Raw genomic sequence first — 23585 nt, 5'->3', positions numbered from 1 at the left:
TGTTTCAACACCATTCAGTTCCGCGAGGGACCGTGTGGTGTGGTGGGCCGGTGACTTGGACTGATGACGGGAGGGGGATCCGACACGCCATCCTGACCGTGCGTCATGATTCCTGACGTTCATGCTAAGTTCTCGACAACTCGTTGAGGTTTGTGAGGTTGGGGTATGGCGCTCGCGGTAGTGCGGTCGGTCGAGTCGGCGCGCAGTTCGCGTAGCCGGATCGACGCCGAGGAGTTCGAGCAGGAACTCATCGACCAGTACTCGCTGGCCCTCAGTGCTGCCGGGCTCACCGATGGGACGGCCGCCGCCGAACGCGGGGCGATCTTCGACTTCACACGGTTCCTGGGTCGTCCGCTGTGGACCGCGCAGGTAGAGGACGCCGACAGGTACCTTCGTGCGGCACGAACCCAGCGCGGGCTCGCCAAGTCGACCGTCGCCGCTCGAGCGGGCACGCTGGCCAAGTTCTACGACTTCGTCATCGTTCGGTACCAGGGCGACATCCATGCCCTGTTCGGGCAGGTCGTCGTCCAGCCCATCGACGAGTTCAACCGGCCCAGGGCGATCGCCGCCGCCACCGCGACCAGGGTTCCCCCGCGGACAGACGAGATCCGTGCCTTGTTCGACGGGTGGCGCGATGCGCTGCCCGACAGCCGGAAGTACCTTCCAGCGGCCCGGGACTATCTGGCCGCGTCCCTGTGGCGACGGCTCGGTCTGCGGATCAACGAGACGGTCATGCTGGACGTCGCCGATTGGCATCCCGAGCTTGGTCCCCACGGCAAGCTGCACGTCCGCCACGGCAAGGGCAGCCGGGGCCGAGGCGCCAAAGTACGAATCGTGCCAGCAATCGACGACGTCGACGCACTGTTGGAGTGGTGGCTGACCGACGTGCGCCACCAGTTCGGCGACGACTACGACGACCCTGCCGCCCCGCTGCTGCCCAGCGAACGACGCGACCGGCTCAGTGGCCACTGCACCCGGCTCGGCACCGAAGCACTCCGCACCGGACTGGCCGACGCCGTGGAACGGTGGCTGCCGGACTGGAGCCGACGGCTCACCCCCCACGTCCTGCGGCACTACTGCGCATCGCACCTGTACCAGCAGGGCATGACACTCAAGGCCATCCAGGAGTTGATGGGTCACAGCTGGCTGTCCACCACAACCCAGTACATCCACGTCCACTCCACCCACATCGAAGCGTCCTGGGCGGCCGCCAACCAGCGGACCCTGGATCGAATCACCCACCCCGCACCCCACAAGGAGGTATGAACCCATGCGCTGGAACCTGCGGATGAAGGCCGCCGAGGCCGGCATCTGGAAATCCACCGAACTACGCCGACGGCTGGCCGAGGCCGGCCTCGACATCAGTGCCGGGAAGATGTCCGGGCTATGGGCTGGAACACCCACCACCATCCGGCTCGATGACCTCGATGTGATCTGCTTCGTGCTCGGCTGCCAGCCGACCGACATCCTCGTGTGCGAACCCGACGCAGTGACCGCCCGGCAACAAGCCGTCAAGGCCGTGGCAGCTGCCTCACCCACGGCACCCGCCCGACGGCGAGCGCCGACAACGGGGCGTCCCCGCAGCAAGCCACCCGCGTGACCGCCCCCAAGACGTGCGAGGGCTGCGGACGCAAGCCCGAGGCCTACGTCAAGCGTCGCTGGTGCTACGACTGCAAACCCGGCAGCTTCGGCCGACCGCTTCCCTGCCGAAGCTGCGGCGCCACCGGCGACTACTGGGCCGGCCGGCTGTGCCGCCAATGCCATCCCTTCGCACCCCAACCGCCCGACTCCTGCCGCGACTGCCTGGCCTGGGGAGTCACCCGCCTCCGCGGATGGACCTGCCAAGCCTGCCGCGGCTGGCGTCACCGCTATCCCGTCGAGGGCGTGTGCATCAGCTGCCATCGTGAACTCGCCATCAACGAGCACCAGGCCTGCCGCCTGTGCTGGATGCAGACCCTCTACAACCAAGCCCAGTACGGACTCCCCCGCGACGTGGTCACCGCCAACCGCGGCGGACAACAGCTGTGGTTCGCCGACATGAGCGGATACCGCAACGGATACCGACCGCACCGTCGCCGTGACTTCCGACGTCGCCGCGATCAACTGCCGCTGCCCGGCACACCCCTGGAAGCACCCGATACCGGCCCTCCATCGACGAACGCCGACCAACCCAGCCTGTTCGACTACCACCCGGTCGAAGATCCCGCCCGCCGCCACGGTGTCGGCGAGCCACCCAACCACGAATTCGCCACCCAACTCGACGACCATGCCCTCGACATGGCCGCCCGGCACGGCTGGACCCAACGGCAATCCCTCAAGACCCGGATCACGCTGCGGGTCCTGCTGGCCAAGCACCAGATCACCGCCCCACCCATCCGCGCCAGCCACGTCCTCGACCTCATCGGACACCGCCTCCGGGTCCGACTCGCGCTCCTCGTCCTGCAAGACGCCGGGATGCTCATCGACGACCGCACCTCGACGCTGGACGCCTGGTTCGAACGCCAACTCCAAGGCCTGCCCGACCCCATGGCCGACGAACTGCTGATCTGGTTCAACGTGCTGCACCACGGCAGCACCACCCCGCCGCGCAGCCGACCGCGCCACGACCAGTCGATCAAGCTCCGCACGCGATGGGCCCTGCCGACGCTCCTCACCTGGGCAGCAGCCGGCCATCAATCGCTGCGCGAAATCAGCCGGACGCACATCCTCGCCGCCCTGCCCGGCGAAGGCACCCCACGCGCCAAACTGGGCGCCGCGCTGCGCTCGATCTTCACCACCCTCAAGCGACACCACGTGCTCTTCGTCAACCCGACCGCCCAACTCAACATGGGCAACTTCGAGCGACGCATCCCCATGCCCACCGATACCGCCGTGCTCGGTGCCCTGTTCAACTCCCCCGACCCAGCCACCGCCGCGATCACCGCGCTGATCGGCGTCCACGGGCTGCGGCCCGCCGAAGCCAGCGCCCTCCAACTGGTCGACATCCATGACCACCGGATCCACTTGCCAGACCGCACGATCCTGCTCGCCCACGCCACCAAGGCCACGCTGGACCGGTACCTCCTCCACCGACACCACCGCTGGCCCGGCAGCATCAACCCGCACTTCCTCGTGCACAGCCGGTCCGCATCCACCCTCGAACCCGTCCGGGTCCCCTGGCTCACCGACAAGCTCGGCATCCCACCCAGCGCAATGCGCCAGGACCGCATCCTCGCCGAGGTCAACGCCGGCGGCGACCACCGTCGCCTCTGCGACTTCTTCGGCATCACCATCGAGACCGCCGCGCACTACCTGAGCACCCTCACCCACCCCGACCTTGAGGACCACACACCCGTACCCCCCAGTTCCCGAACCCCAGGTAACACGTGAGCGGCTCATCAGTGACCTACCCTTGGGTTCAAGGCGGAGGATCCTTCAGTAATCCTGAACCCATGGCTTTCGCGCTGTATCCGCCGGACGTGTTCGCGTGGCTGGCCGAGACCCAACCTGACCAGCTTGAGAGGTTGGTGAAGCCGACGGCGTCCGAACTGGCGCAGGACAAGGCGAGGGACGGCATCCTGGGCCGGATGGCCAAGGTGCTCGACACGGATGCTGCGTCCGGTGGCGGCAGCCTGAATGTGCTGCGGCGGGGGTTCAAGCACCAGACGGCGACGTTCGCGATGCTGCAGCGGCGTCCGGAACAGTCGACCAACGCCAAGCTCACCGGTCAGTACGCGGCGAACCGACTGCGGGTGATGCGGCAGGTGCACTACTCGACGAAGTACAAGGCGAAGTCGATCGACCTGGTGTTCTTCGTCAACGGCATCCCGGTGGCGACGGCGGAGTTGAAGACCGACTTCACTCAGAGCGTCCTCGACGCGAAGAAGCAGTACCAGACCGACCGCGACCCGACCGGGGAACCGCTGCTCGGCTTCGGGACCCGCGCGCTGGTCCACTTCGCCGTCTCCAACGACGAGGTCTGGATGACGACAAAGCTGGCCGGGAAGGACACCTACTTCCTGCCGTTCAACCGCGGCCACAACGGGCACGCCGGCAACGGGCCGGACGAAGACGGCGGCTCCCCCACCACCTACCTGTGGCGCGACGTCCTACAACGCGACCAGTGGCTCGACATCCTGGCCAAATTCGTCCACTACGAGACGACCCGCACCAAGAACGCCGCCACCGGCAAGGTCTCCACGAAGCGGACGCTGATCTTCCCGCGCTTCCACCAACTCGACGCCGTCACCAAGATCGTCGCTGACGCCCGCGCCAAGGGCCCCGGTCAGCGGTACCTCATCCAGCACAGCGCTGGCAGCGGCAAGACGCGCAGCATCGCCTGGTCGGCCCACCAACTGGGCACCCTGCACGACGCGAACAACAACAAGGTCTTCGACAGCGTCATCGTCGTGACCGACCGGACGGTCTTGGACGACCAACTGCAGGAGGCGGTCAAGCAGATCGAGACCACCTCCGGCGTCGTGGCAACCATCTCGACGAAGGAGGCCGCCAAGAAGTCGTTCGGGTCGAAGTCGGCCTACCTCGCCGAGGTCCTCACCAGTGGGAAGCTCATCATCGTCGTGACCCTGCAGACCTTCCCGTTCGTGCTGAAGACGATCCAGGAGAGCAAGGAACTGCTCGGGCGGTCGTTCGCCGTCATCGCCGACGAGGCGCACAGCTCGCAGACCGGGTCGGCGGCGTCCAAGCTGAAGCAGGTGCTGTCGTCGGAGGAACTGGCGGCGTGGAGCGACGGCGGCGAGGTCGACGTCGAGGCCGTCCTCGCGGCGGAGGCGAAGGCGAAGGCCGACACACACAAGATCACGTTCCTGGCGTTCACGGCCACGCCGAAGCCCAAGACCTTGGAGCTGTTCGGCACCCCGGACGCCGCCGGCCTCCCGCGTGCGTTCCACACCTACACGATGGCCCAGGCGATCGAGGAGCGGTTCATCCTGGACGTGCTAAAGAACTACACGTCGTACAAGACCGCCTACCAGTTGGCCAAGAAGGTGGAGGGCGGCGAGCTGGTCGTCACCCGCGAGACGCCCGAGGGCGAGCTGGTCGACGAGAACGCTGCCACGAAGGGCTTGGTCAAGTGGGTGAAGCTGCACCCGACGAACATCGCCCAGAAGGTGCAGATCATCGTCGAGCACTTCGAGACCAACGTGAAGCACCTGCTCGGCGGGCGGGCCAAGGCCATGGTCGTCACGGACTCCCGCAAGGCGGCCGTCCGCTACAAGAAGGCGCTGGACGCCTACATCAAGCTCAAGGGTTACTCGGACGCCACCGCACTGGTGGCGTTCTCCGGGGAGGTGACGTTCGAGGCGTCCGAGATCTTCCCCGAGGACGCCGGACTGCTGGCCGCCGACCACGGCTACACCGAGGCCAACCTCAACCCCGGCGCCAAGGACCTGCGCAGCGCGTTCGACACCGACGACTACCGCGTGATGATCGTGGCGAACAAGTTCCAGACCGGGTTCGACCAGCCAAAGCTCTGCGCGATGTACATCGACAAGCGACTTGACGGCGTCGCCACCGTCCAGACCATCTCGCGGCTCAACCGGTACGTGCCGGGCAAGACCACGATGGTGCTCGACTTCGTGAACGACCCGGAGGAGATCCTCGCCGACTTCCAGCAGTACTACGAGGACGCCGAGATCACCGCCACCACCGACCCGAACCTGATCCACGACTTGGGGGCCAAGCTCGACACGTCCGGTATGTACTCCCTCGACGACGTGGACGCGGTCACCGCTGCGTACGTGAAGGGACAGGGAAACAACGCGCTGGCGGGGTCGCTGCAACCGGTGAAGTACAAGTTCGTAACCGCCTACAACGCGGCGGTGGCGTCCGGTGACGACGCCGCGCGGGACGAGCTCGTGCTCTTCCGCAAGGACGTCGCCAGCTATGTGAGGCTGTATGACTTCCTGTCGCAGGTGATCAACTTCGAGGACACAGACGTCGAGAAGCATGCCATCTTCTTCCGCCACCTGCTGCCATTGCTGCGCGTCGACCGCGGCTTGACGACCGTGGACCTGTCGGAAGTCGAGATGCCCCACATCACTCAGAAGCACAAGGGCACTAAGGACCTCGAGCTGGTAGCCGGCGAAGGCGAGCCTATGAAGCCCATGACCGGCGTCGGGTCGGCGTCCAAGAAGGACCCGCGCATGGTGCTGCTGGAAGAGGTCATCGACCAGCTAAACCAACAGTTCGCCGGCGAGGGCTTCCGCGACACCCAGGCGCGCCCGTGGATCGAAGCCCTGTTGGAATCGATGCGCGCCAACCCGTCGCTGGTGCAGCAGGCGACTGTGAACAGCCAGGACCAGTTCATCGCCAGCCCCACCTACAAGGACGCCGTCGTGCTCGCCATGATCGAGACCGACGACGCGCAAGGCAAGATGATGCAGCTGTTCCACACCAAGGGCGGTGTCGAAAAGGCCGTCCTCGAAAACCTTGGTCGAGTGTTCTACCTGGACGTCAACCACTCGACCACTTCACTGCCGGTCGAGCTCTCCGATCGAGGGAGTGCGCAATCTGAACTGTCAGGTCCGGGGCTGGGAGCTGACCGGCCAAGGAGGAGCGGTCAAGCTCAGGCGCCACCAAGGAAGAACCACCTTGGGGAAATCACCTCCTCCTCGTAATCGGTCCGCGCTACCTACAGATCACCGTCCTCGTGGCTTGACTGGTCGACACTCAGGCGCCTGAGCGAGCGGGCCACTCCGACGATCCGTTCAAGCGAGCCCTCCTCAAACGGCGCGGGCATGCCGTAGTACCGGTGCGCGTCGAGGACCTCGTATCCGCCCAGCGGGTACTGGTCGCGGCTGGGGAAGTAGCCAGGGCAGTCTTCGTAGTACCCGAGCGCGAGCGCCTTCCGATGCTCCACCAACCAACGGTCGGCGGCAAGGAACGGCTCCCCCGGAAGCAGGTACATGTCCACGCCAGCCACCGAAATCCACCCCACCTTCCCCGTCCAGGTCGCCTCTCGTCCAGCTCTCGGGGAATCGGCCCAAGCGAGCCAGACATCCATCAGTGCACGGATGCCAGGGTCTGCGTCCTCCCGCTGTTCGCGCCATCGTGCCTCAAAGGCGCGCTCGTCCTCGATTGGTACCTGCCGCAGCGTGACCGGACTTGTGCGCGCCTCGACGATGCCTCCGGGCAGCGACTCCCAGCGGCCCCCTGTGACCGCGTCGGCCAGCCTTCGGCCCACCCGTTCGCTGTCAGCCAGGGTGCGGCCCGTATCCCCGCTGTCAGTGACGAACGAGGCGGACGCGGCATGGCCAGTGTTGATGTCGCCGGCGCAGCCGGTCGCGAAGACGCACGGGACGCCCCACGCCTCGGACACTGCCTGCCGCACGAACCCGGGATAGTCGGGGGCGAGCAGGTGATTCAAGGGCCCCAACGATGTGGGGTGACAGGGGTAGGACACCAGCACACCGCGCAACGAACCGTTCTTGTCGCGCCATCGCAGAGCCCGCACCTTTGCGTGCGGGCTCACTTCTCCGCGCCGTCGGTCGTGCGCGATGCCAGCCCAGACTGGCTCCAGCCACTCCAGCGCGGAAGGGACGCGGTGCGCCAGCGCGTCGCGCGCGGCAGCGGCCCCGGCGGCGATCATTGCTCGGACAGCCACCGGGGAGGGCTGGCCGAGGCGTCCGGTCAGTACGGCGGGTCCGGCGTGAGTGTGCGTAGCGAGGACCGAGATGCGGGCGTCCAGCCGTGCGGCCGCTCGGACACCGTTCGCCAACGTCGCATCGACTCCCACGGCATCCAGGAAGACGAGCACCTCCTCCCCGAAGCACACCGCGGACGCCATCAGCGGCGGCTCGGCGACGCCCACGGACGGCTGCGTGCGAGCTGCGAATCCCGACATCGGCACTGGTTCGGGTATGAGAACCGGCGCCGATCCGATGCCGACAAGAACCTCTGTCACCCTGTCTCCCCCTTCAAGCCGGCGGCGGCAGCGGCCGGTACGCGCCATGATGGACCCGTTACGACCGGTTGCAGAAGGGCTTGCTCGTGCGGCGTCCGACGATTTACACGATCGCGCAGGACCTGGGGGTTCACGCCTCCACGGTGTCCAGGGCCTTCACGCGGCCCGAGATGGTCCGCCCCGAGGTGCGGGAGCGCATCCTCGCCCACGCGGACGCTGTCGGTTACGATCTGAACCCAATCGCCAGAGGTCTCACCACCGGCCGCACCGGCATGCTCGGACTGCTCATCCCCGACATCGAGAACCCCTTCTTCGCCCCGCTTATCCGAGCCATCCAACGGGCCGCCCTGCCGAGTGGGCTCCAAGTGCTCCTCATGGACTCCCAGCGCGACCCGGCCGCCGAGTTGGCGCTGATCCGCCAGGTCCGCGCCCAAGTGGACGGGCTCATCTGCGCCGCACCTCGGGCTGCCCCTCGTGCGCTCGTGACTGCGGCAGGGAACCAGAACGTGGTCTTGGTCAACCGCACCCACCCGGGCACTGCATCGGTGAGCATCAACAACACCGAGGCGCTCAACCAGGCATGCGACCGATTGTACGAACTCGGTCACCGCCGTATCGCCCTGCTCCGGGGGCCGGCGCGGTCATGGGCGGCGAGAGAGCGCACCAAGATTGTGCGTCGATGGGCCGAGCAGCACGCTGTGGCGCTGATCGAGATCGGTCCCATCGAGGCGATCTTCGACGGTGGCGTCCAGGCGGCCGCGACGGTGGCGTCCCACCGGGCCACTGCAGTGGTCGCGTTCGACGACCTCATGGCCTGTGGCGTCATCGCTGGACTGGCTCGTGACGGCCTCACGGTGCCGCAAGACGTCAGCGTGGTGGGCTGTGACGACGTGCTGCTGGCCCAGACGATCACACCCGCCTTGACCACAATCCGGGCACCGTTCGGCGCCACCGGGGAAGGGGCAGTGCGCCTCCTGCGCGGGCTCATCCGTGATGAGGCCGCCGGGCAGAACATTCAAGTTCCCGGCAAGTTCGTTCCCCGAGCTTCTACGGGACCGCCCCCCACCAGCAATTAATCGTTCAGACCCCTTGACATGCAACCGGTTGCAGAGTTCTGTGACGGGGACGGCGCGACGACGCGCCCGAACCGCTTGTCTCGATCGGAGAACCATGAGTGGGCTTGACTGGGCCATGGTGGCCTTCTACTTCCTCGTCATGCTGGGCATCGGCGCGTGGGCCAAGAGCCGAGTGTCCAACTCGGCTGACTTCTTCACGGCTGGCGGCAAGATGCCGTGGTGGCTGTCCGGCATCTCCCACCACATGTCTGGCTACTCGGCGGCAGTCTTCGTGGGCTATGCCGCAATCGCCTACACCAACGGATTTGTGCTCTACGTGTGGTGGGCCCTCGGCATCACTTTCGCCATGCTGATCGGCTCCTTCCTCTTTGTGCCCCGCTGGCCCCGGCTGCGTCAGCGACTGGGCATCATCTCCCCCTTGGAGTACCTGAGCGTGCGCTTCAACGTTCCGACGCAGCAGGTGCTTGCCTGGAGCGGCACGGCGCTCAAGGTTTTCGACGTGGGTGCCAAGTGGGTCGCGACCGCGATCATCCTCAATGTCTTCACCGGCGTCCCGCTCATCTGGGGAATCCTGCTCACTGGTGGAGTCACACTGATCTACTCCACGATCGGAGGGCTCTGGGCGGACGCGCTGACCGACCTCGGGCAGTTCGTCATCCAGTTCATCGCCGCCATCGCCCTCGCGATCGCAGTCATGGCGCGTCTGGATGGGCTCGCGACGCCGGTCACGATGTGGCAGGACCTGCCCGAGCAGAACAGCCACTGGTTCAGCGGCCAGTACACCGTCTGGTTCGTCATCGTCTACCTGCTGATCAACACACTGAGCTACAACGGCGGCACGTGGAACCTCGCTCAGCGCTTCATCGCCTCCCCGACCGGCTCGACCGCCAGGAAGGCCGCTTGGCTGTCGATGGGCCTCTACCTCGTGTGGCCGCTGGTCATGTTCTTCCCGATGTGGGCCGCCCCGCTGATCCTTCCCGGTCTGGCGGACCCGTCCCAGTCCTACGCCTTGCTCACCACCGAGCTGCTGCCGGACGGCCTGGTGGGCCTCGTCATGGTCGGCATGTTCGCCCACACGATGGCGATGACCGGCTCGGACGCCGGCGCCATTTCCGCGGTCGTGACGCGCGACATCATCCCGGCGCTCCGGCGCGGTGCCCGTCTCGACGGCAAGACGGAGCTGAAGGCAGGTCGCATCGCGGTGTTCACCTTCGTCGCCATCTCGATGGTCATCGCCCTGTTCGCCGACAACTTCGGCGGGGTTCTGGGATTGATCATCTCCTGGTTCGGTGGCCTCGTCGGCCCGATCGCCATTCCGATGCTCTTCGGGATGCTGCCCGCGTTCCGCAAGAGCGGCCCGACCGCGGCCATCACCTCGTGGGCAGCCGGTGTCATCGTGTTCGCGCTGACTCGGTTCGTGTTCGCAGCCCAGATCAAGTCGCTCGCCCCCGACATGGTCACCACGATCAACGTCGCCGGCCCCGTCCTCACAGCGCTGGTTCTGTTCATCGTCATCGGCTACATCAAGCCCGAGAACACACCGCAGAGTGACGCGCTCGTCGATGCCATCTCGACGGACGAGAGCGTTTACGACGGCCTGCCCGACGATTCGCTGCGACACGCCTGACATGCAGTTGCGCAATCATCTGGAGCACGACGTGCTCGCTTGGTGGCTTGCCCACGGTCCGGACGCCGAGTACAGCGGCGTCCGGACGTGCTGGGACAACCGTGGCGAGCAGCTCGTCTCCACTGACAGGTACACGTGGTCGCAGGGCCGGTGGGCGTGGCTCGCCGCCCGCGTCGCAGGGAACGCTGAGCGAGGCCTGCTCGACGTCGACCCGAAACCATTCGCGCAGTCAGCCATCAGGACAGCGACCCTCGTGGCGGACCGTGCGATTCTGCCGGACGGCACCACCGCCTACGTCCTCACCGCGGAGGGAGACCCAAAGGAGGTCGACGGCGTTCTCCACGCGAGTGTGTACGCGGATCTCTTTGCCGCCCTGGGCTTCTCGGGCGTCTCCCGCTTGGACACTTCACGCGATTGGCTTGCCTTGGGAGAGGGCTTGCTGCTCTCAGCCGCGCAACGCTACCGCGAAGGACGCTACAAGGCCGCCCCCTACCCGGTCGACCGCGGTCGGGGGACTCACGCCATGCCCATGATGCTCCTTGGCATGGGTGAGCAACTCATCCGGGCCGGTGCCGGCCTTCAGGTGCTCGACGTCGTACGGTTCGCCGCCGACGACCTACACGAGCACTATTGGACCGCCCGCGATGCAATCGAGTCCCCGCGGCTTGACGGGCCTCCTGACCTGGAGACGATCCTGGGCCGGCACCGGTGCCCCGGGCACCTGCTCGAGGCGTTGTGGTTCGTAGAGCACGCCCGCGATCTGCTACCCGGGCACCCAGTGACCGACCGGGACCGTCTCGCTCACCTCGCGATCGCCTCCTGCGAAGCCGCTTGGGACCCAGAACACGGCGGTCTCTTCCGGTTCGTAGATGTTGAGGGCGGCCCACCAGCCGGGCGACCATCGGGCGGCGGCTTCGAGGACCTGGTTGTCCGGACATGGGACACCAAGCTGTGGTGGATCCATGCCGAAGCGATGTACGCCCTCACCCTTCTCGCCCAACGCACGGGTGACGAGACCCTAGCCTCGTGGCGCGACCGCGTCACCTCGTGGACCCTCGACACTTTTCCCCAAGGTCCCGGGCAGGAGTGGATCCAGAATCGAAGGCGAGACGGGTCGCCGCTGGACGAAGTGGTCGCCCTGCCCGTCAAGGACCCGATGCACATTGCCCGAGCCCTCCTGCTGCTGACCGAGCTTGAGGCGTCCGAACCGACCAGAAAGGCCTGACATGACCCAGGAGAACGTCCACGTCTTCGACACCCGAGCCGAGATGGGAAGGCGGGCGGCTGACGACATCGCAGACGAGCTTCGCCGTCGACTCGCGGACAGCGACCGCGTCCGCATGGTCTTCGCCGCCGCACCCAGCCAAGCGGACATGCTGGACCGGCTGATCGCCGCCGACGGCATCGACTGGGAACGGGTGGACGCCTTCCACATGGACGAGTACATCGGCCTGGACGAGGATGCCCCTGAGAGGTTCGCGAACTGGCTGCGTAAGCACCTGTTCGACCGCTTGCCCTTCGGATCGGTCCATCTCATCGAACCCGGCAGCGATCCCGAACGGACCGCGCGCGAGTATGCCGAATCGCTAGCCCAAGGCCCGATCGACATCGTGTGCTGCGGCATTGGCATGAACGGACACATCGCCTTCAACGATCCGCCGGTTGCCGACTTCGACGATCCTCTGGACGTCAAAGTGGTTGAGCTCGACGAGGCCTGTCGGCAGCAGCAGGTCGAGGACGAGTGCTTCGCCAGTTTCGCCGACGTGCCCACCCACGCCATCACGCTGACGGTGCCGCGACTCCTGAAAGCTGACCGCTTGTTCTGCGTGGTACCCGGCAGCCTGAAGGCGGACGCCGTGCGCGCCACCTTCCATGAGCCGGTTAGCACGACCTGGCCCTCGACTGTGCTGCGCGAACATCCGGGCGTGACGTTCTACTTCGACCGTGACGCCGCAGGGAAGCTCTGATGACGGACGACCTCGGTGCGGAGTACTTCGCGTCCGTGACTGGCCTGCTTGCCCGAATCCTCGACGAGGAGCGCGAAACGATCGACGCGGCAGCGGAGATGCTGGCTGGGCAGGTGGCCGACGACAGACTGGTGCACGTGTATGGCCCCGGCGGTCACTCCAATCTTGCGGCGCAAGAGGTGTTCTTCCGGGCGGGAGGGCTGATGCATGTCTCTGCGATCTTGGATGAGGGCACTCTCCTGTCGGGGGGCGCACTGCGCTCGATGGCCGTGGAGCGGCTCCCGGGTTACGGCCGGATCGTCGTAGAGCGAGCGGGGTTGGTCGACGGGGACGTGCTGGTCTTGGTCAATGCGTACGGCATCAACGCCGCGCTGATCGACGCCGCGATGACGGCCCGGAAGCGCGGCGTCCGTCTCGTCGGCGTCAGCTCCCGGCAGCACGCCGAGGGCACCGCGCCCGATCACTCGGCGCGGCACCCGAGCGGCGCCAACCTCCACGACTTGGTGGATGTCGCGATCGACTGCAAGGTGCCGATCGGCGACGCGGTACTCGAGGTGCGCGGCGTTGCGGAGCGGACGGCTGCCGTGTCAACCTTCGCCAACGCTTTCTGCCTCAACCTGCTCGTGATCCGGACGATTGAGAAGCTCGCGATGGCAGGCATAGACCCGCCGATGTGGCGCTCGGGCAACGCTCCGGGTGGGGATGAGGCCAATGTGCGCTTCCAGGAAAGGTTCACGGGGAGGATCAGATGGCTGTGATTGAAGGGCGCCACGCTGCTGGAGGCGGCGTCCGCGTCCAGACATCCGGTGGGGTCATCACGAGCGTCGAACTGGCCGAAGGGCCAACCGAGGGACCTTGGCTGCTGCCGGGGCTGGTCGACCTGCAGGTCAACGGCTATGGCGGCTTCGACGTCAACGGACCCGACGTCACCACCGATTCAGTGCATGGCATGGTCGCGCGCTTGGCATCAGAAGGCACAACGACGGTGGTTCCAACCGTCATCACAGCCAGCCAGGAAGGCATTTGTCACTCACTCGCGACTATCGCAGAAGCCGTTCGCAGTGACCCGCGGACCGGGACCGCCATCCCCTATGTGCACATTGAAGGCCCGGCCCTCAGCGAGTTGGATGGCCCACGAGGAGCCCACGACCTGGCCCACGTCCGTCCTCCTTCGTTGGAGGAGTTCGACGAGTGGCAGAGGGCGGCTCGGGGGCTCGTCGGCATGGTGACGGTGTCGCCGCACTACGAGGGCACATCCGCCTATGTGGGTGCGCTCGTCGACCGCGGGGTGCGCGTATCCCTGGGGCACACGCACGCCGAGCCCGCTCAGATCACAGCGGCAGCAGACGCAGGCGCACGGTTCTCCACCCACCTCGGAAACGGCATCCAGGCGATGCTGCCTCGGCACCCCAACGCGATCTGGACCCAGCTTGCCGACGATCGACTCACCGTCGGCCTCATTGCCGACGGCCATCATCTGCCGGACGACACACTGAAGGCCGCGGTCCGTGCCAAAGGCCTCGACCGCTGCTTCTTGGTTTCGGACTCGGTCTCCCTCGCTGGCTCGGCGCCGGGTCGGTACCACCAGCCCATCGGCGGGGACGTTGAGTTGCATCCCAACGGACGCCTCAACGTGGCCGACACACCTTATCTGGCCGGCGCTGCCCTGCCGCTGCGCGCGGGCATCGGAACACTGCTTCGCGTCGGATTCGCCCTCGACGTCGCGGTGCAACTCACCGTCGCGAACCCAGCCCGGATCGCCGGCCTCCCCGCGCCGTTCCGCCCCGGCGCACCAGCTGACATGGTCCTACTCGACATCGAGGACGATCAGACTCACGTCGTGACGGTCTTGCGAGCCGGGGAACGCGTCTGAGGCGGCCCAGCGGTCCAGCATCAGCCGGCGGCGATCCCCATCTCGGATTTCAGCCCACCTTGGCGTGCCGCAGGGACTCCTGACGGGCGAGGATTGCGTCAGCACGTGCGCTCAGTTGGAGTGGCGTGTCGGTCCCATCTCCGTTGAGCACTGAGCGAATGAGGTGATCGGCCTCACTTCGTCGCCCTTCGGCGGTGGCAACAGCGATCAGGTCGAGTCGCGGGATTTCTTCGTGCGGCGCGGCGAGGATGGCAAGTTCGGCCGCAGCTCGAGCCGTGTTGTGGTCCTTGTTCGCCAGGGCGATGGTGCAAACGAGGTGTGCCGTGTCGACGATGGCGTAGGTGAGGTGGTGTTGAAGGCCGCTGTCGACCAGCCAGGAGCCGAGCTTGATGTCCCGGAGGGGTTGCCCGGTGACGAGGGTGAGTGCCTTCTTGAGGTCGGGTAGTCCGTCGGCTCCGCGGGCCTCCCCGCGAACGCGGAGGCGTCGGAAGAGGTCGGCGTCGACCAGGAGGCCGTTGACTTCGTAGCGGCCTCCGCCGAACAGGCGGGATGACTCGCTCTCCAAGGCCCCGGGGATGTGGTTCTCCCCCGTTGTGGGGTCGGTCCCGAGCCACTGCCGCAGGTTGCTGATGTCGCGGCGCACGCGGTCGATGGCGATGCCTGTGGCTTCGGCCACTTCGGCCACGGTGACTCCGCGGGGTCGGGTTCCGAGGTAGGCAAGCAGTTGGGTCAGGAAGGGCCGCTGTTTGGCGCCAGCGACAGCGTTCCCTCCGCGGCCGATCCGGACGGTCAGCGGGCCGAGAATGCTGAGGCGTGGCCGGTCGCTGCTCTTGGCGAACCACTCGGTCAGGTCGTCGTCGAGGGTGGGGTCGGCGTCCTCGACGTCGTGACGCACCTCGTCCGGGACGACGGGTGCGAGCGCGCCCAGTTCCTCGGGGGTGGTGGCCGTCCCCTCATAGGCCTCGTCAGGCTCGACCAAGAGCGAGGTGCCGGTCACCCCATCGTCTCCGCGCCCGCCCAGATTCGGGTGGATCAGCTTGCCAGCGGCGTCACTGTGCACCTGCCACGCCTCGGACGGGTCGGCCGAGGCAGGAATCGGCTCATCGTCCGTCAGGTCGGCGACCTGCATGAGTTGGCTGATACCGGAGGCCTCATCCCCGGTCAGTCCCACCGCGATGAGGTCCAGACCGACGCTCGGAATGAACACGCGGCCCTCGCCCGTGAGTCGCACCTCAACCCCGGCCCCAGTCGAGTCGCCCGCCCCGGTGACGATGAGCAGACTGGTCGCCGTCCGGCGAGCTTCAGTCATCACCACGTTGATCAGGGACACGACCTCTGGATTGTTGGCGCTCGCGGCGTCGATGACCAGAACGCGACTCCGCCACAGGTCATCGCCGGCGCTGCTCGCGCGAGCCTCCGACACGTCGGGCAGGTCGAGGTGGTGGAGCCTCTTACCGATGGCGTTGGCGTCACGGAGCACGGAGCCGAGGACATCGGTGTTGCCGTGGTGCCGGAGCTTGGCTGGGTCGAGGTCGGCCAGTTCGGCGCACGTGTTGATGCAGTCGATGCGGACGTCTCTGGCCCACGGGTTCAAGGTTAGTTCGGCGACCAGGTAGCGAGCGAGGTCGGCGGCGAAGGTGGGATCGCCGACAAGGCGCAGGGCGCCGGCCTCTTCGAGGTTGATCAGCCAGGTTCCGCCGGTATCGGTGGTGCCGATGGTGACCAACTGGGGCCAAGCGCTTTCCTTCGCCGTGGGCGGGGCTTCGAGATGGGACGCCGCGTCCAGGTCAAGTGCCCATCGCGATTCGTCACCGTCCTCGCTGTGCCACGGATCGAGCATCGTCTGGGGTTCGACGAGGTGGAGGACGATGCCAGCCGCAGCAAGTTCGACGGCGGCGACGCCGGGGATGAGCAAGTCGGCGGCCACATGGGCATCCGCGGTCCAGCGCAGGACGCGGTCCAGGTCGTCCACCGTCACGGCCACGGCGGGGAAGGCGAGCACGGTCTTCTCGATCGGCGCGAGCGCTGGTGGGGTCAGCGGCATGGATCGACCGGGGCGACGGTGGCGTGCCTGCTGTGCGCGCCGGCGGCTCAAGGCTAACGCCAGCGACCCGGTGAGCAGGCCGCCGGCGGCCAGCCCTGCGACGAGCCAGGACGCCACGGGCACCGGCTCAGCCTCGGGATCCTGGTCCTCGACGGTTTTCGCGTCGGCTGGCGAGAGTTGCTCCGATTGGACCGAGGGATTGCTCGCGGCAGGTGAGGCGTTCTCGGTCTCCGGGACCAGCACCGCGGGTGTGGGAGCGTCGGCAACTGGGTTGTCGACTGGGGCGGGCAGCGCCGCGGGCTCGCCCTGCTCCGCCGCGTCGGCCTGTTCCGGCACGCCCGCAGCCGTCGAGGTGTGGGGGATGCGGAGTGTCCAGCCGACGTCGATGATGTCGGGGTCGGTGAGGCGCCGCCCATCGGGTTGCGTGATGTTCGTGGAGGCTTCGAAGATCTCCGAGTAAAGCGTGGGGTCACCCAGGTGGGTGGCGGCGAGTTTGCTCAGGGTGTCCCCGCGCTTCACGGTGACGGTGTCGACGTCATCCTCCACACCGGCGACCTCCGCGGGGAGGGTCAATTGCCAGCCGGGTTCGAGGAAGTCGGGACCGCCGCGGAGCAGGGCGCGGTTGAGGTCGAGGATCTCGGTGTAGCGCGCACCGTCGCCGAGCTGGCGCTCGGCAATCCGCCACAGCGAGTCCCCCCGTTGCACCGTGTAGGGCCGCCCCTCATTCGGCAGCGGCTCTGCGTACGCGGCCTCGTGCTCCTGCTGGGTGCTGCCGTCTGTCAGGACCACGGTGGTCACCGGCGCGGGGGGCGGCGTTGCCATGGCGGGCGCGGGCAGGCTGCTGCTGGCGACGAACAGCAAGGCCGCGGCGCCGACGAGTTGCTGGGCGAGTCCCTGGGGAGCCTTCAGCGGGCCGAGTTGCGGCATCCGAACCCTACGGAGGGCCCCGATGGTCTCGGCGAGGATCAGGACGGCGAGGATGGCCCAGACGAGCCAGCCCAGTATCCAGAGGAACGCCAACGCGAGGGTGCCGTCGTCGGGTCGGAGCAGCGATCCGATCGGGTCGGCCGCGAGCCGGGAGATCGCGGTGGGGAGCCCGAGTGCGAGAAGCGCCGTCGGCAGGCCACCGAGGATGGCGAGGATCACCAAGGTGGCCAGCAGCCCTTTGAGTCGGTTGATCATCAGCGTTCCGTTCCGATTGAGTCGGTTGATCATCAGCGTTCCGTTCCGAACTGGGCGCGCACGAGGCGGGCTTCCGCCTTCCCGGTCAGCGTGGTGGTCCCGACTCCGGCGGCGCCCAAGAGCGTCGGGGTGTAGGTCCCGGTGACGGACACGCTGAGGATGTTCCCCGAGCTGATGCTGGCCGAGCCGGTGTAGCCGGCGGCGTGGATGTAGGCCAGGGCTGCGGTGCGGGCGCGGTTGGTGTCGACCGAGGGAGTGTGGCCACGCATGGCGTCCTGGCTGGTGACCTGCTGGGCGCCGGTGCGGGCGGCTTCGGCTGCGACGTCGTTGACCTGCTGCAGGGTGTGGAGGCGTCCGCCCAAGTCGACGGCCACGCCGAGGATCAGGGTGAAGGTCGCCACGCTGAGGATCATCCACAGGGTGACCGACCCGCTCTCATCGCGTCGTGGCATGGCTTCCTCCTTGGAGCTCAGGATCGACGTCCGCTTAAGCCCGCTGCCGGTACTGGTCCAGCGGGCTGGTGGCGGTGGCTCGGATGGTGTGGCTGGCGCGGACGCCGGGGATGCCGAGGCCCCCCGCCGGCACCTCGCAGGTGACGGTGGCTGTCACGACGGCAGGCGTGCCGGGCGGTCTGCTGAACTGGCTGGTGTCCACCGCCACCGACCGTCGGGCACAGGTGAGTCCTTGGTTGACGAAAGCGGCTTCTCCGGCCGCCTGGCCTTGGTTCCGGGCCACGTGCTGGCTGCGGGCGATGGATGCCGATCGCGCGGCGTCGGCGGCGGCGGCTTGCACGGCCTGCTGGGCGATCGCGAGGCGTCCGCCCAAGATGGCCAGCGACAGGAACAGGACCGCCACCGGGACCATGATCAGAGTCTCGATGGTGGCCGAGCCCCGCTCATCCCTGCGCCGGGTCATGTCAGGCGCTCCACGGGCAGGCTCGCGTGCTGTTCGGTGACGGGCATGACGAGCGGAATCACCGACAGCGTGGCACCCTCGACGGTGGCGGAAGCTGTCGTCGCGCTGCGAGTGCACCGAATGGTGACGCCGGTGAGCGCATCACCGACCTTGCCCGCCATCGCGGACGCCGCAGCCTGGCAGTCGCCGACGGTGCCGTCTTCCAGCGCGGAAGCTCTGACGCCAGCGTTGGCGATGGTCAGGGCGGCCGACCGACCGTAGTAGTAGAGCGCGCCCTGCATCGCCAAGAACATGACGCTGAAGAGCAGGGGCAACCAGATGATGATCTCGACGCTGGCTGACCCTCGCTCGTCGGCTTGAGGGCGATGCTGGACCACTGGTCAGCCACCCAGCTTGCCGGCCTCGCGACCCACGAAAGCGGTCACGGCGGCGATCGCGATGCCGGCGATGATGACCACGGCGGCGGCGATGAAGATCCACTCCACGACGTTGGAGCCCTCCTCCTGCTCGCGGGTGGACTGGCTCTCGACCCAGCGGCGTCCGGAGGCGAGCCAGAAGGTGAGGTTGACGTAGATGGGGAGCAGTGCGTTCTTCATGGTGGTTTTCCTCTCAGGGGTTGGGGTGTGTCAGGCGGGGAGGAAGAGTCGGGACAGTGCGGGGCCGAGCAGGATCGACATGAAGATGACGCCCAGAACGGCTGCGGGGATCACCAGGCGTTCCCCGACCTCGTTGGCCTTGGCGTGTTCGGTGGTGAGCATGGCGGTGCGGAGTGCACTGCTGCGGGCTCGCAGCGTGTCGTAGACCTGCGCGCCCTCTTCGCCGGACAAGCGCATGATGTCGGCCAGGTCAGCCAGGTCGGGCAGGCCGAGTTCGTCAGACAGGCTGGTGAGCGCATCCCAAGGAGCCTGGCCCGACCAGCGGGAGCGGCCCAGTTCCTCGCGCAGCCGCTGGAACACCCAGCTGTCCCCCACCGCTGCGGCGTTCTCCATCGCCTGGCGGGGGCCGGCGCCGGCGTTGCGTTCCAAGGCGACTAGGTCGATGTAGGCGCCCAGGGCACGGTTGAAGTCACTGCGCGCCTCCTTGGCGTCCAGCAGAACGTCTAGGTTGGGCACGAACCACATGGCGGCCGCGGCAGCCAGGCTGCCCATGGCCGGGATGACCAACGGGATGGCGAAGGTCAGCGAGAAAACCCAGGTCGTCACCGGGATGAGGACGAGCGCCGCGGCGGTGTAGAGGATCTTCTGTCCGTAGAACACCGACACCGGACGCCGCAGCAGACGCAGCTCCTTGTGCGGGACGCGGCCCCATGCCTCGGCCGGTAGGCGACGCATGGCGAGCCGGCCAAGTCGTCCCGCCAGGTCCCCGGTGTGGGTGTCGTCGGGGGCCGGGTCGGGGCGTAGCGGCGTCCGCGGTGAGAGCCGCTGCAGGGCGTTGGCGAGGTCGGGTTGGACCGGGGCCAGCTGCCAGACCAGCAGGGCCACCCCGCCCATCACCAGGATGCCGGCGGCCATCATCAGCTGGAGAGTGGTAGGCATCGTCATCCCCTCCCGCCCGCTGGTGTTTCAACACCATTCAGTTCCGCGAGGGACCGTGTGGTGTGGTGGGCCGGTGACTTGGACTGATGACGGGAGGGGGATCCGACACGCCATCCTGACCGTGCGTCATGATTCCTGACGTTCATGCTAAGTTCTCGACAACTCGTTGAGGTTTGTGAGGTTGGGGTATGGCGCTCGCGGTAGTGCGGTCGGTCGAGTCGGCGCGCAGTTCGCGTAGCCGGATCGACGCCGAGGAGTTCGAGCAGGAACTCATCGACCAGTACTCGCTGGCCCTCAGTGCTGCCGGGCTCACCGATGGGACGGCCGCCGCCGAACGCGGGGCGATCTTCGACTTCACACGGTTCCTGGGTCGTCCGCTGTGGACCGCGCAGGTAGAGGACGCCGACAGGTACCTTCGTGCGGCACGAACCCAGCGCGGGCTCGCCAAGTCGACCGTCGCCGCTCGAGCGGGCACGCTGGCCAAGTTCTACGACTTCGTCATCGTTCGGTACCAGGGCGACATCCATGCCCTGTTCGGGCAGGTCGTCGTCCAGCCCATCGACGAGTTCAACCGGCCCAGGGCGATCGCCGCCGCCACCGCGACCAGGGTTCCCCCGCGGACAGACGAGATCCGTGCCTTGTTCGACGGGTGGCGCGATGCGCTGCCCGACAGCCGGAAGTACCTTCCAGCGGCCCGGGACTATCTGGCCGCGTCCCTGTGGCGACGGCTCGGTCTGCGGATCAACGAGACGGTCATGCTGGACGTCGCCGATTGGCATCCCGAGCTTGGTCCCCACGGCAAGCTGCACGTCCGCCACGGCAAGGGCAGCCGGGGCCGAGGCGCCAAAGTACGAATCGTGCCAGCAATCGACGACGTCGACGCACTGTTGGAGTGGTGGCTGACCGACGTGCGCCACCAGTTCGGCGACGACTACGACGACCCTGCCGCCCCGCTGCTGCCCAGCGAACGACGCGACCGGCTCAGTGGCCACTGCACCCGGCTCGGCACCGAAGCACTCCGCACCGGACTGGCCGACGCCGTGGAACGGTGGCTGCCGGACTGGAGCCGACGGCTCACCCCCCACGTCCTGCGGCACTACTGCGCATCGCACCTGTACCAGCAGGGCATGACACTCAAGGCCATCCAGGAGTTGATGGGTCACAGCTGGCTGTCCACCACAACCCAGTACATCCACGTCCACTCCACCCACATCGAAGCGTCCTGGGCGGCCGCCAACCAGCGGACCCTGGATCGAATCACCCACCCCGCACCCCACAAGGAGGTATGAACCCATGCGCTGGAACCTGCGGATGAAGGCCGCCGAGGCCGGCATCTGGAAATCCACCGAACTACGCCGACGGCTGGCCGAGGCCGGCCTCGACATCAGTGCCGGGAAGATGTCCGGGCTATGGGCTGGAACACCCACCACCATCCGGCTCGATGACCTCGATGTGATCTGCTTCGTGCTCGGCTGCCAGCCGACCGACATCCTCGTGTGCGAACCCGACGCAGTGACCGCCCGGCAACAAGCCGTCAAGGCCGTGGCAGCTGCCTCACCCACGGCACCCGCCCGACGGCGAGCGCCGACAACGGGGCGTCCCCGCAGCAAGCCACCCGCGTGACCGCCCCCAAGACGTGCGAGGGCTGCGGACGCAAGCCCGAGGCCTACGTCAAGCGTCGCTGGTGCTACGACTGCAAACCCGGCAGCTTCGGCCGACCGCTTCCCTGCCGAAGCTGCGGCGCCACCGGCGACTACTGGGCCGGCCGGCTGTGCCGCCAATGCCATCCCTTCGCACCCCAACCGCCCGACTCCTGCCGCGACTGCCTGGCCTGGGGAGTCACCCGCCTCCGCGGATGGACCTGCCAAGCCTGCCGCGGCTGGCGTCACCGCTATCCCGTCGAGGGCGTGTGCATCAGCTGCCATCGTGAACTCGCCATCAACGAGCACCAGGCCTGCCGCCTGTGCTGGATGCAGACCCTCTACAACCAAGCCCAGTACGGACTCCCCCGCGACGTGGTCACCGCCAACCGCGGCGGACAACAGCTGTGGTTCGCCGACATGAGCGGATACCGCAACGGATACCGACCGCACCGTCGCCGTGACTTCCGACGTCGCCGCGATCAACTGCCGCTGCCCGGCACACCCCTGGAAGCACCCGATACCGGCCCTCCATCGACGAACGCCGACCAACCCAGCCTGTTCGACTACCACCCGGTCGAAGATCCCGCCCGCCGCCACGGTGTCGGCGAGCCACCCAACCACGAATTCGCCACCCAACTCGACGACCATGCCCTCGACATGGCCGCCCGGCACGGCTGGACCCAACGGCAATCCCTCAAGACCCGGATCACGCTGCGGGTCCTGCTGGCCAAGCACCAGATCACCGCCCCACCCATCCGCGCCAGCCACGTCCTCGACCTCATCGGACACCGCCTCCGGGTCCGACTCGCGCTCCTCGTCCTGCAAGACGCCGGGATGCTCATCGACGACCGCACCTCGACGCTGGACGCCTGGTTCGAACGCCAACTCCAAGGCCTGCCCGACCCCATGGCCGACGAACTGCTGATCTGGTTCAACGTGCTGCACCACGGCAGCACCACCCCGCCGCGCAGCCGACCGCGCCACGACCAGTCGATCAAGCTCCGCACGCGATGGGCCCTGCCGACGCTCCTCACCTGGGCAGCAGCCGGCCATCAATCGCTGCGCGAAATCAGCCGGACGCACATCCTCGCCGCCCTGCCCGGCGAAGGCACCCCACGCGCCAAACTGGGCGCCGCGCTGCGCTCGATCTTCACCACCCTCAAGCGACACCACGTGCTCTTCGTCAACCCGACCGCCCAACTCAACATGGGCAACTTCGAGCGACGCATCCCCATGCCCACCGATACCGCCGTGCTCGGTGCCCTGTTCAACTCCCCCGACCCAGCCACCGCCGCGATCACCGCGCTGATCGGCGTCCACGGGCTGCGGCCCGCCGAAGCCAGCGCCCTCCAACTGGTCGACATCCATGACCACCGGATCCACTTGCCAGACCGCACGATCCTGCTCGCCCACGCCACCAAGGCCACGCTGGACCGGTACCTCCTCCACCGACACCACCGCTGGCCCGGCAGCATCAACCCGCACTTCCTCGTGCACAGCCGGTCCGCATCCACCCTCGAACCCGTCCGGGTCCCCTGGCTCACCGACAAGCTCGGCATCCCACCCAGCGCAATGCGCCAGGACCGCATCCTCGCCGAGGTCAACGCCGGCGGCGACCACCGTCGCCTCTGCGACTTCTTCGGCATCACCATCGAGACCGCCGCGCACTACCTGAGCACCCTCACCCACCCCGACCTTGAGGACCACACACCCGTACCCCCCAGTTCCCGAACCCCAGGTAACACGTGAGCGGCTCATCAGTGACCTACCCTTGGGTTCAAGGCGGAGGATCCTTCAGTAATCCTGAACCCATGGCTTTC

20 protein-coding genes are annotated in these 23585 nt (G+C 67.3%); 13 read left to right on the top strand and 7 right to left on the bottom strand.

Features of this window, described 5'->3' with window-relative positions; translation table 11 throughout:
- The first annotated feature begins 165 nt into the window (after nt 1–165).
- From AC5YDV_RS17975 to AC5YDV_RS17960, 4 genes are all read left to right on the top strand, one after another.
- Nucleotides 166–1266, top strand: a complete 1101-nt coding sequence (locus tag AC5YDV_RS17975; protein WP_496183015.1) for a tyrosine-type recombinase/integrase — start codon at nt 166–168, stop codon at nt 1264–1266.
- Nucleotides 1267–1270: 4 nt separating this feature from the next.
- On the top strand, nt 1271–1600 hold the full coding sequence (locus tag AC5YDV_RS17970) for a helix-turn-helix domain-containing protein (protein WP_496183014.1): 330 nt from the start codon (nt 1271–1273) through the stop codon (nt 1598–1600).
- Nucleotides 1597–3369, top strand: coding sequence for a site-specific integrase (locus tag AC5YDV_RS17965; protein WP_496183013.1), 1773 nt, complete (start codon nt 1597–1599; stop codon nt 3367–3369). The genes AC5YDV_RS17970 and AC5YDV_RS17965 overlap by 4 nt, the downstream gene beginning before the upstream one ends.
- Before the next feature lie 62 nt (nt 3370–3431).
- A complete protein-coding gene (locus AC5YDV_RS17960; RefSeq protein WP_496184909.1) occupies nt 3432–6617 on the top strand; it encodes a type I restriction endonuclease subunit R in 3186 nt (1061 codons plus the stop codon).
- Nucleotides 6618–6631: 14 nt separating this feature from the next.
- Here the strand turns inward: AC5YDV_RS17960 and AC5YDV_RS17955 are convergent, their stop codons facing one another.
- Nucleotides 6632–7951, bottom strand: coding sequence for a hypothetical protein (locus tag AC5YDV_RS17955; protein ID WP_496184908.1), 1320 nt, complete (start codon nt 7949–7951; stop codon nt 6632–6634).
- 38 nt (nt 7952–7989) lie between these two features.
- On the opposite strand from AC5YDV_RS17955, the gene AC5YDV_RS17950 reads away from it, so the two are divergent.
- From AC5YDV_RS17950 to AC5YDV_RS17925, 6 genes are all read left to right on the top strand, one after another.
- Nucleotides 7990–8979, top strand: a complete 990-nt coding sequence (locus tag AC5YDV_RS17950; protein WP_496192548.1) for a LacI family DNA-binding transcriptional regulator — start codon at nt 7990–7992, stop codon at nt 8977–8979.
- Nucleotides 8980–9073: 94 nt separating this feature from the next.
- Nucleotides 9074–10606 carry a sodium:solute symporter family protein gene (locus tag AC5YDV_RS17945; protein WP_496184906.1) on the top strand — a complete coding sequence of 511 codons (1533 nt, stop codon included), beginning with the start codon at nt 9074–9076 and terminating at the stop codon, nt 10604–10606.
- Entirely contained in the window at nt 10527–11831 is a 1305-nt protein-coding gene (locus tag AC5YDV_RS17940) for an AGE family epimerase/isomerase (RefSeq protein ID WP_496192547.1), read from the top strand. Before AC5YDV_RS17945 ends, AC5YDV_RS17940 begins: the two co-directional genes overlap by 80 nt.
- A gap of 1 nt (nt 11832) precedes the next feature.
- Nucleotides 11833–12573, top strand: a complete 741-nt coding sequence (locus tag AC5YDV_RS17935; protein WP_496184904.1) for a glucosamine-6-phosphate deaminase — start codon at nt 11833–11835, stop codon at nt 12571–12573.
- Nucleotides 12573–13331 carry a sugar isomerase domain-containing protein gene (locus AC5YDV_RS17930; protein ID WP_496184903.1) on the top strand — a complete coding sequence of 253 codons (759 nt, stop codon included), beginning with the start codon at nt 12573–12575 and terminating at the stop codon, nt 13329–13331. Before AC5YDV_RS17935 ends, AC5YDV_RS17930 begins: the two co-directional genes overlap by 1 nt.
- Complete coding sequence (locus AC5YDV_RS17925; RefSeq protein WP_496184902.1) at nt 13322–14446, top strand: N-acetylglucosamine-6-phosphate deacetylase; 1125 nt, start codon at nt 13322–13324, stop codon at nt 14444–14446. The genes AC5YDV_RS17930 and AC5YDV_RS17925 overlap by 10 nt, the downstream gene beginning before the upstream one ends.
- 49 nt (nt 14447–14495) lie before the next feature.
- Here AC5YDV_RS17925 and AC5YDV_RS17920 read toward each other — a convergent pair whose 3' ends face one another.
- Genes AC5YDV_RS17920 through AC5YDV_RS17895 form a run of 6 tightly spaced genes read right to left on the bottom strand, consistent with a single transcriptional unit; the run spans nt 14496 to nt 20122 of the window.
- Nucleotides 14496–17672: a LysM peptidoglycan-binding domain-containing protein gene (locus AC5YDV_RS17920; RefSeq protein ID WP_496184901.1), complete on the bottom strand. Its 3177-nt coding sequence runs from the start codon at nt 17670–17672 to the stop codon at nt 14496–14498.
- Between the two features lie 32 nt (nt 17673–17704).
- Nucleotides 17705–18124 (bottom strand): TadE/TadG family type IV pilus assembly protein, encoded by a 420-nt coding sequence (locus AC5YDV_RS17915; protein ID WP_496184900.1) that lies wholly within the window; start codon nt 18122–18124, stop codon nt 17705–17707.
- A 34-nt stretch (nt 18125–18158) separates the two neighbouring features.
- Complete coding sequence (locus AC5YDV_RS17910) at nt 18159–18587, bottom strand: TadE/TadG family type IV pilus assembly protein (protein ID WP_496184899.1); 429 nt, start codon at nt 18585–18587, stop codon at nt 18159–18161.
- A complete protein-coding gene (locus tag AC5YDV_RS17905; RefSeq protein ID WP_496184898.1) occupies nt 18584–18964 on the bottom strand; it encodes a TadE/TadG family type IV pilus assembly protein in 381 nt (126 codons plus the stop codon). Before AC5YDV_RS17905 ends, AC5YDV_RS17910 begins: the two co-directional genes overlap by 4 nt.
- A 3-nt stretch (nt 18965–18967) precedes the next feature.
- Nucleotides 18968–19183 carry a hypothetical protein gene (locus tag AC5YDV_RS17900; protein WP_496184897.1) on the bottom strand — a complete coding sequence of 72 codons (216 nt, stop codon included), beginning with the start codon at nt 19181–19183 and terminating at the stop codon, nt 18968–18970.
- A gap of 30 nt (nt 19184–19213) precedes the next feature.
- A complete protein-coding gene (locus AC5YDV_RS17895) occupies nt 19214–20122 on the bottom strand; it encodes a type II secretion system F family protein (RefSeq protein ID WP_496184896.1) in 909 nt (302 codons plus the stop codon).
- Between the two features lie 188 nt (nt 20123–20310).
- Here AC5YDV_RS17895 and AC5YDV_RS17890 point away from each other — a divergent pair, with 188 nt between their 5' ends.
- The 3 genes from AC5YDV_RS17890 to AC5YDV_RS17880 are packed head-to-tail and all read left to right on the top strand — an operon-like array spanning nt 20311 to nt 23514.
- Nucleotides 20311–21411 carry a tyrosine-type recombinase/integrase gene (locus AC5YDV_RS17890; RefSeq protein WP_496183015.1) on the top strand — a complete coding sequence of 367 codons (1101 nt, stop codon included), beginning with the start codon at nt 20311–20313 and terminating at the stop codon, nt 21409–21411.
- Between the two features lie 4 nt (nt 21412–21415).
- Entirely contained in the window at nt 21416–21745 is a 330-nt protein-coding gene (locus AC5YDV_RS17885; protein ID WP_496183014.1) for a helix-turn-helix domain-containing protein, read from the top strand.
- The gene (locus AC5YDV_RS17880; RefSeq protein WP_496183013.1) at nt 21742–23514 is read left to right on the top strand and encodes a site-specific integrase; all 1773 of its coding nucleotides are present in this window, start codon (nt 21742–21744) and stop codon (nt 23512–23514) included. The genes AC5YDV_RS17885 and AC5YDV_RS17880 overlap by 4 nt, the downstream gene beginning before the upstream one ends.
- Nucleotides 23515–23585 lie beyond the last annotated feature (71 nt).

Source organism: Propioniciclava sp. LT432, from assembly GCF_059515965.1.
This window is presented reverse-complemented; position numbering and strand designations above follow the sequence as displayed.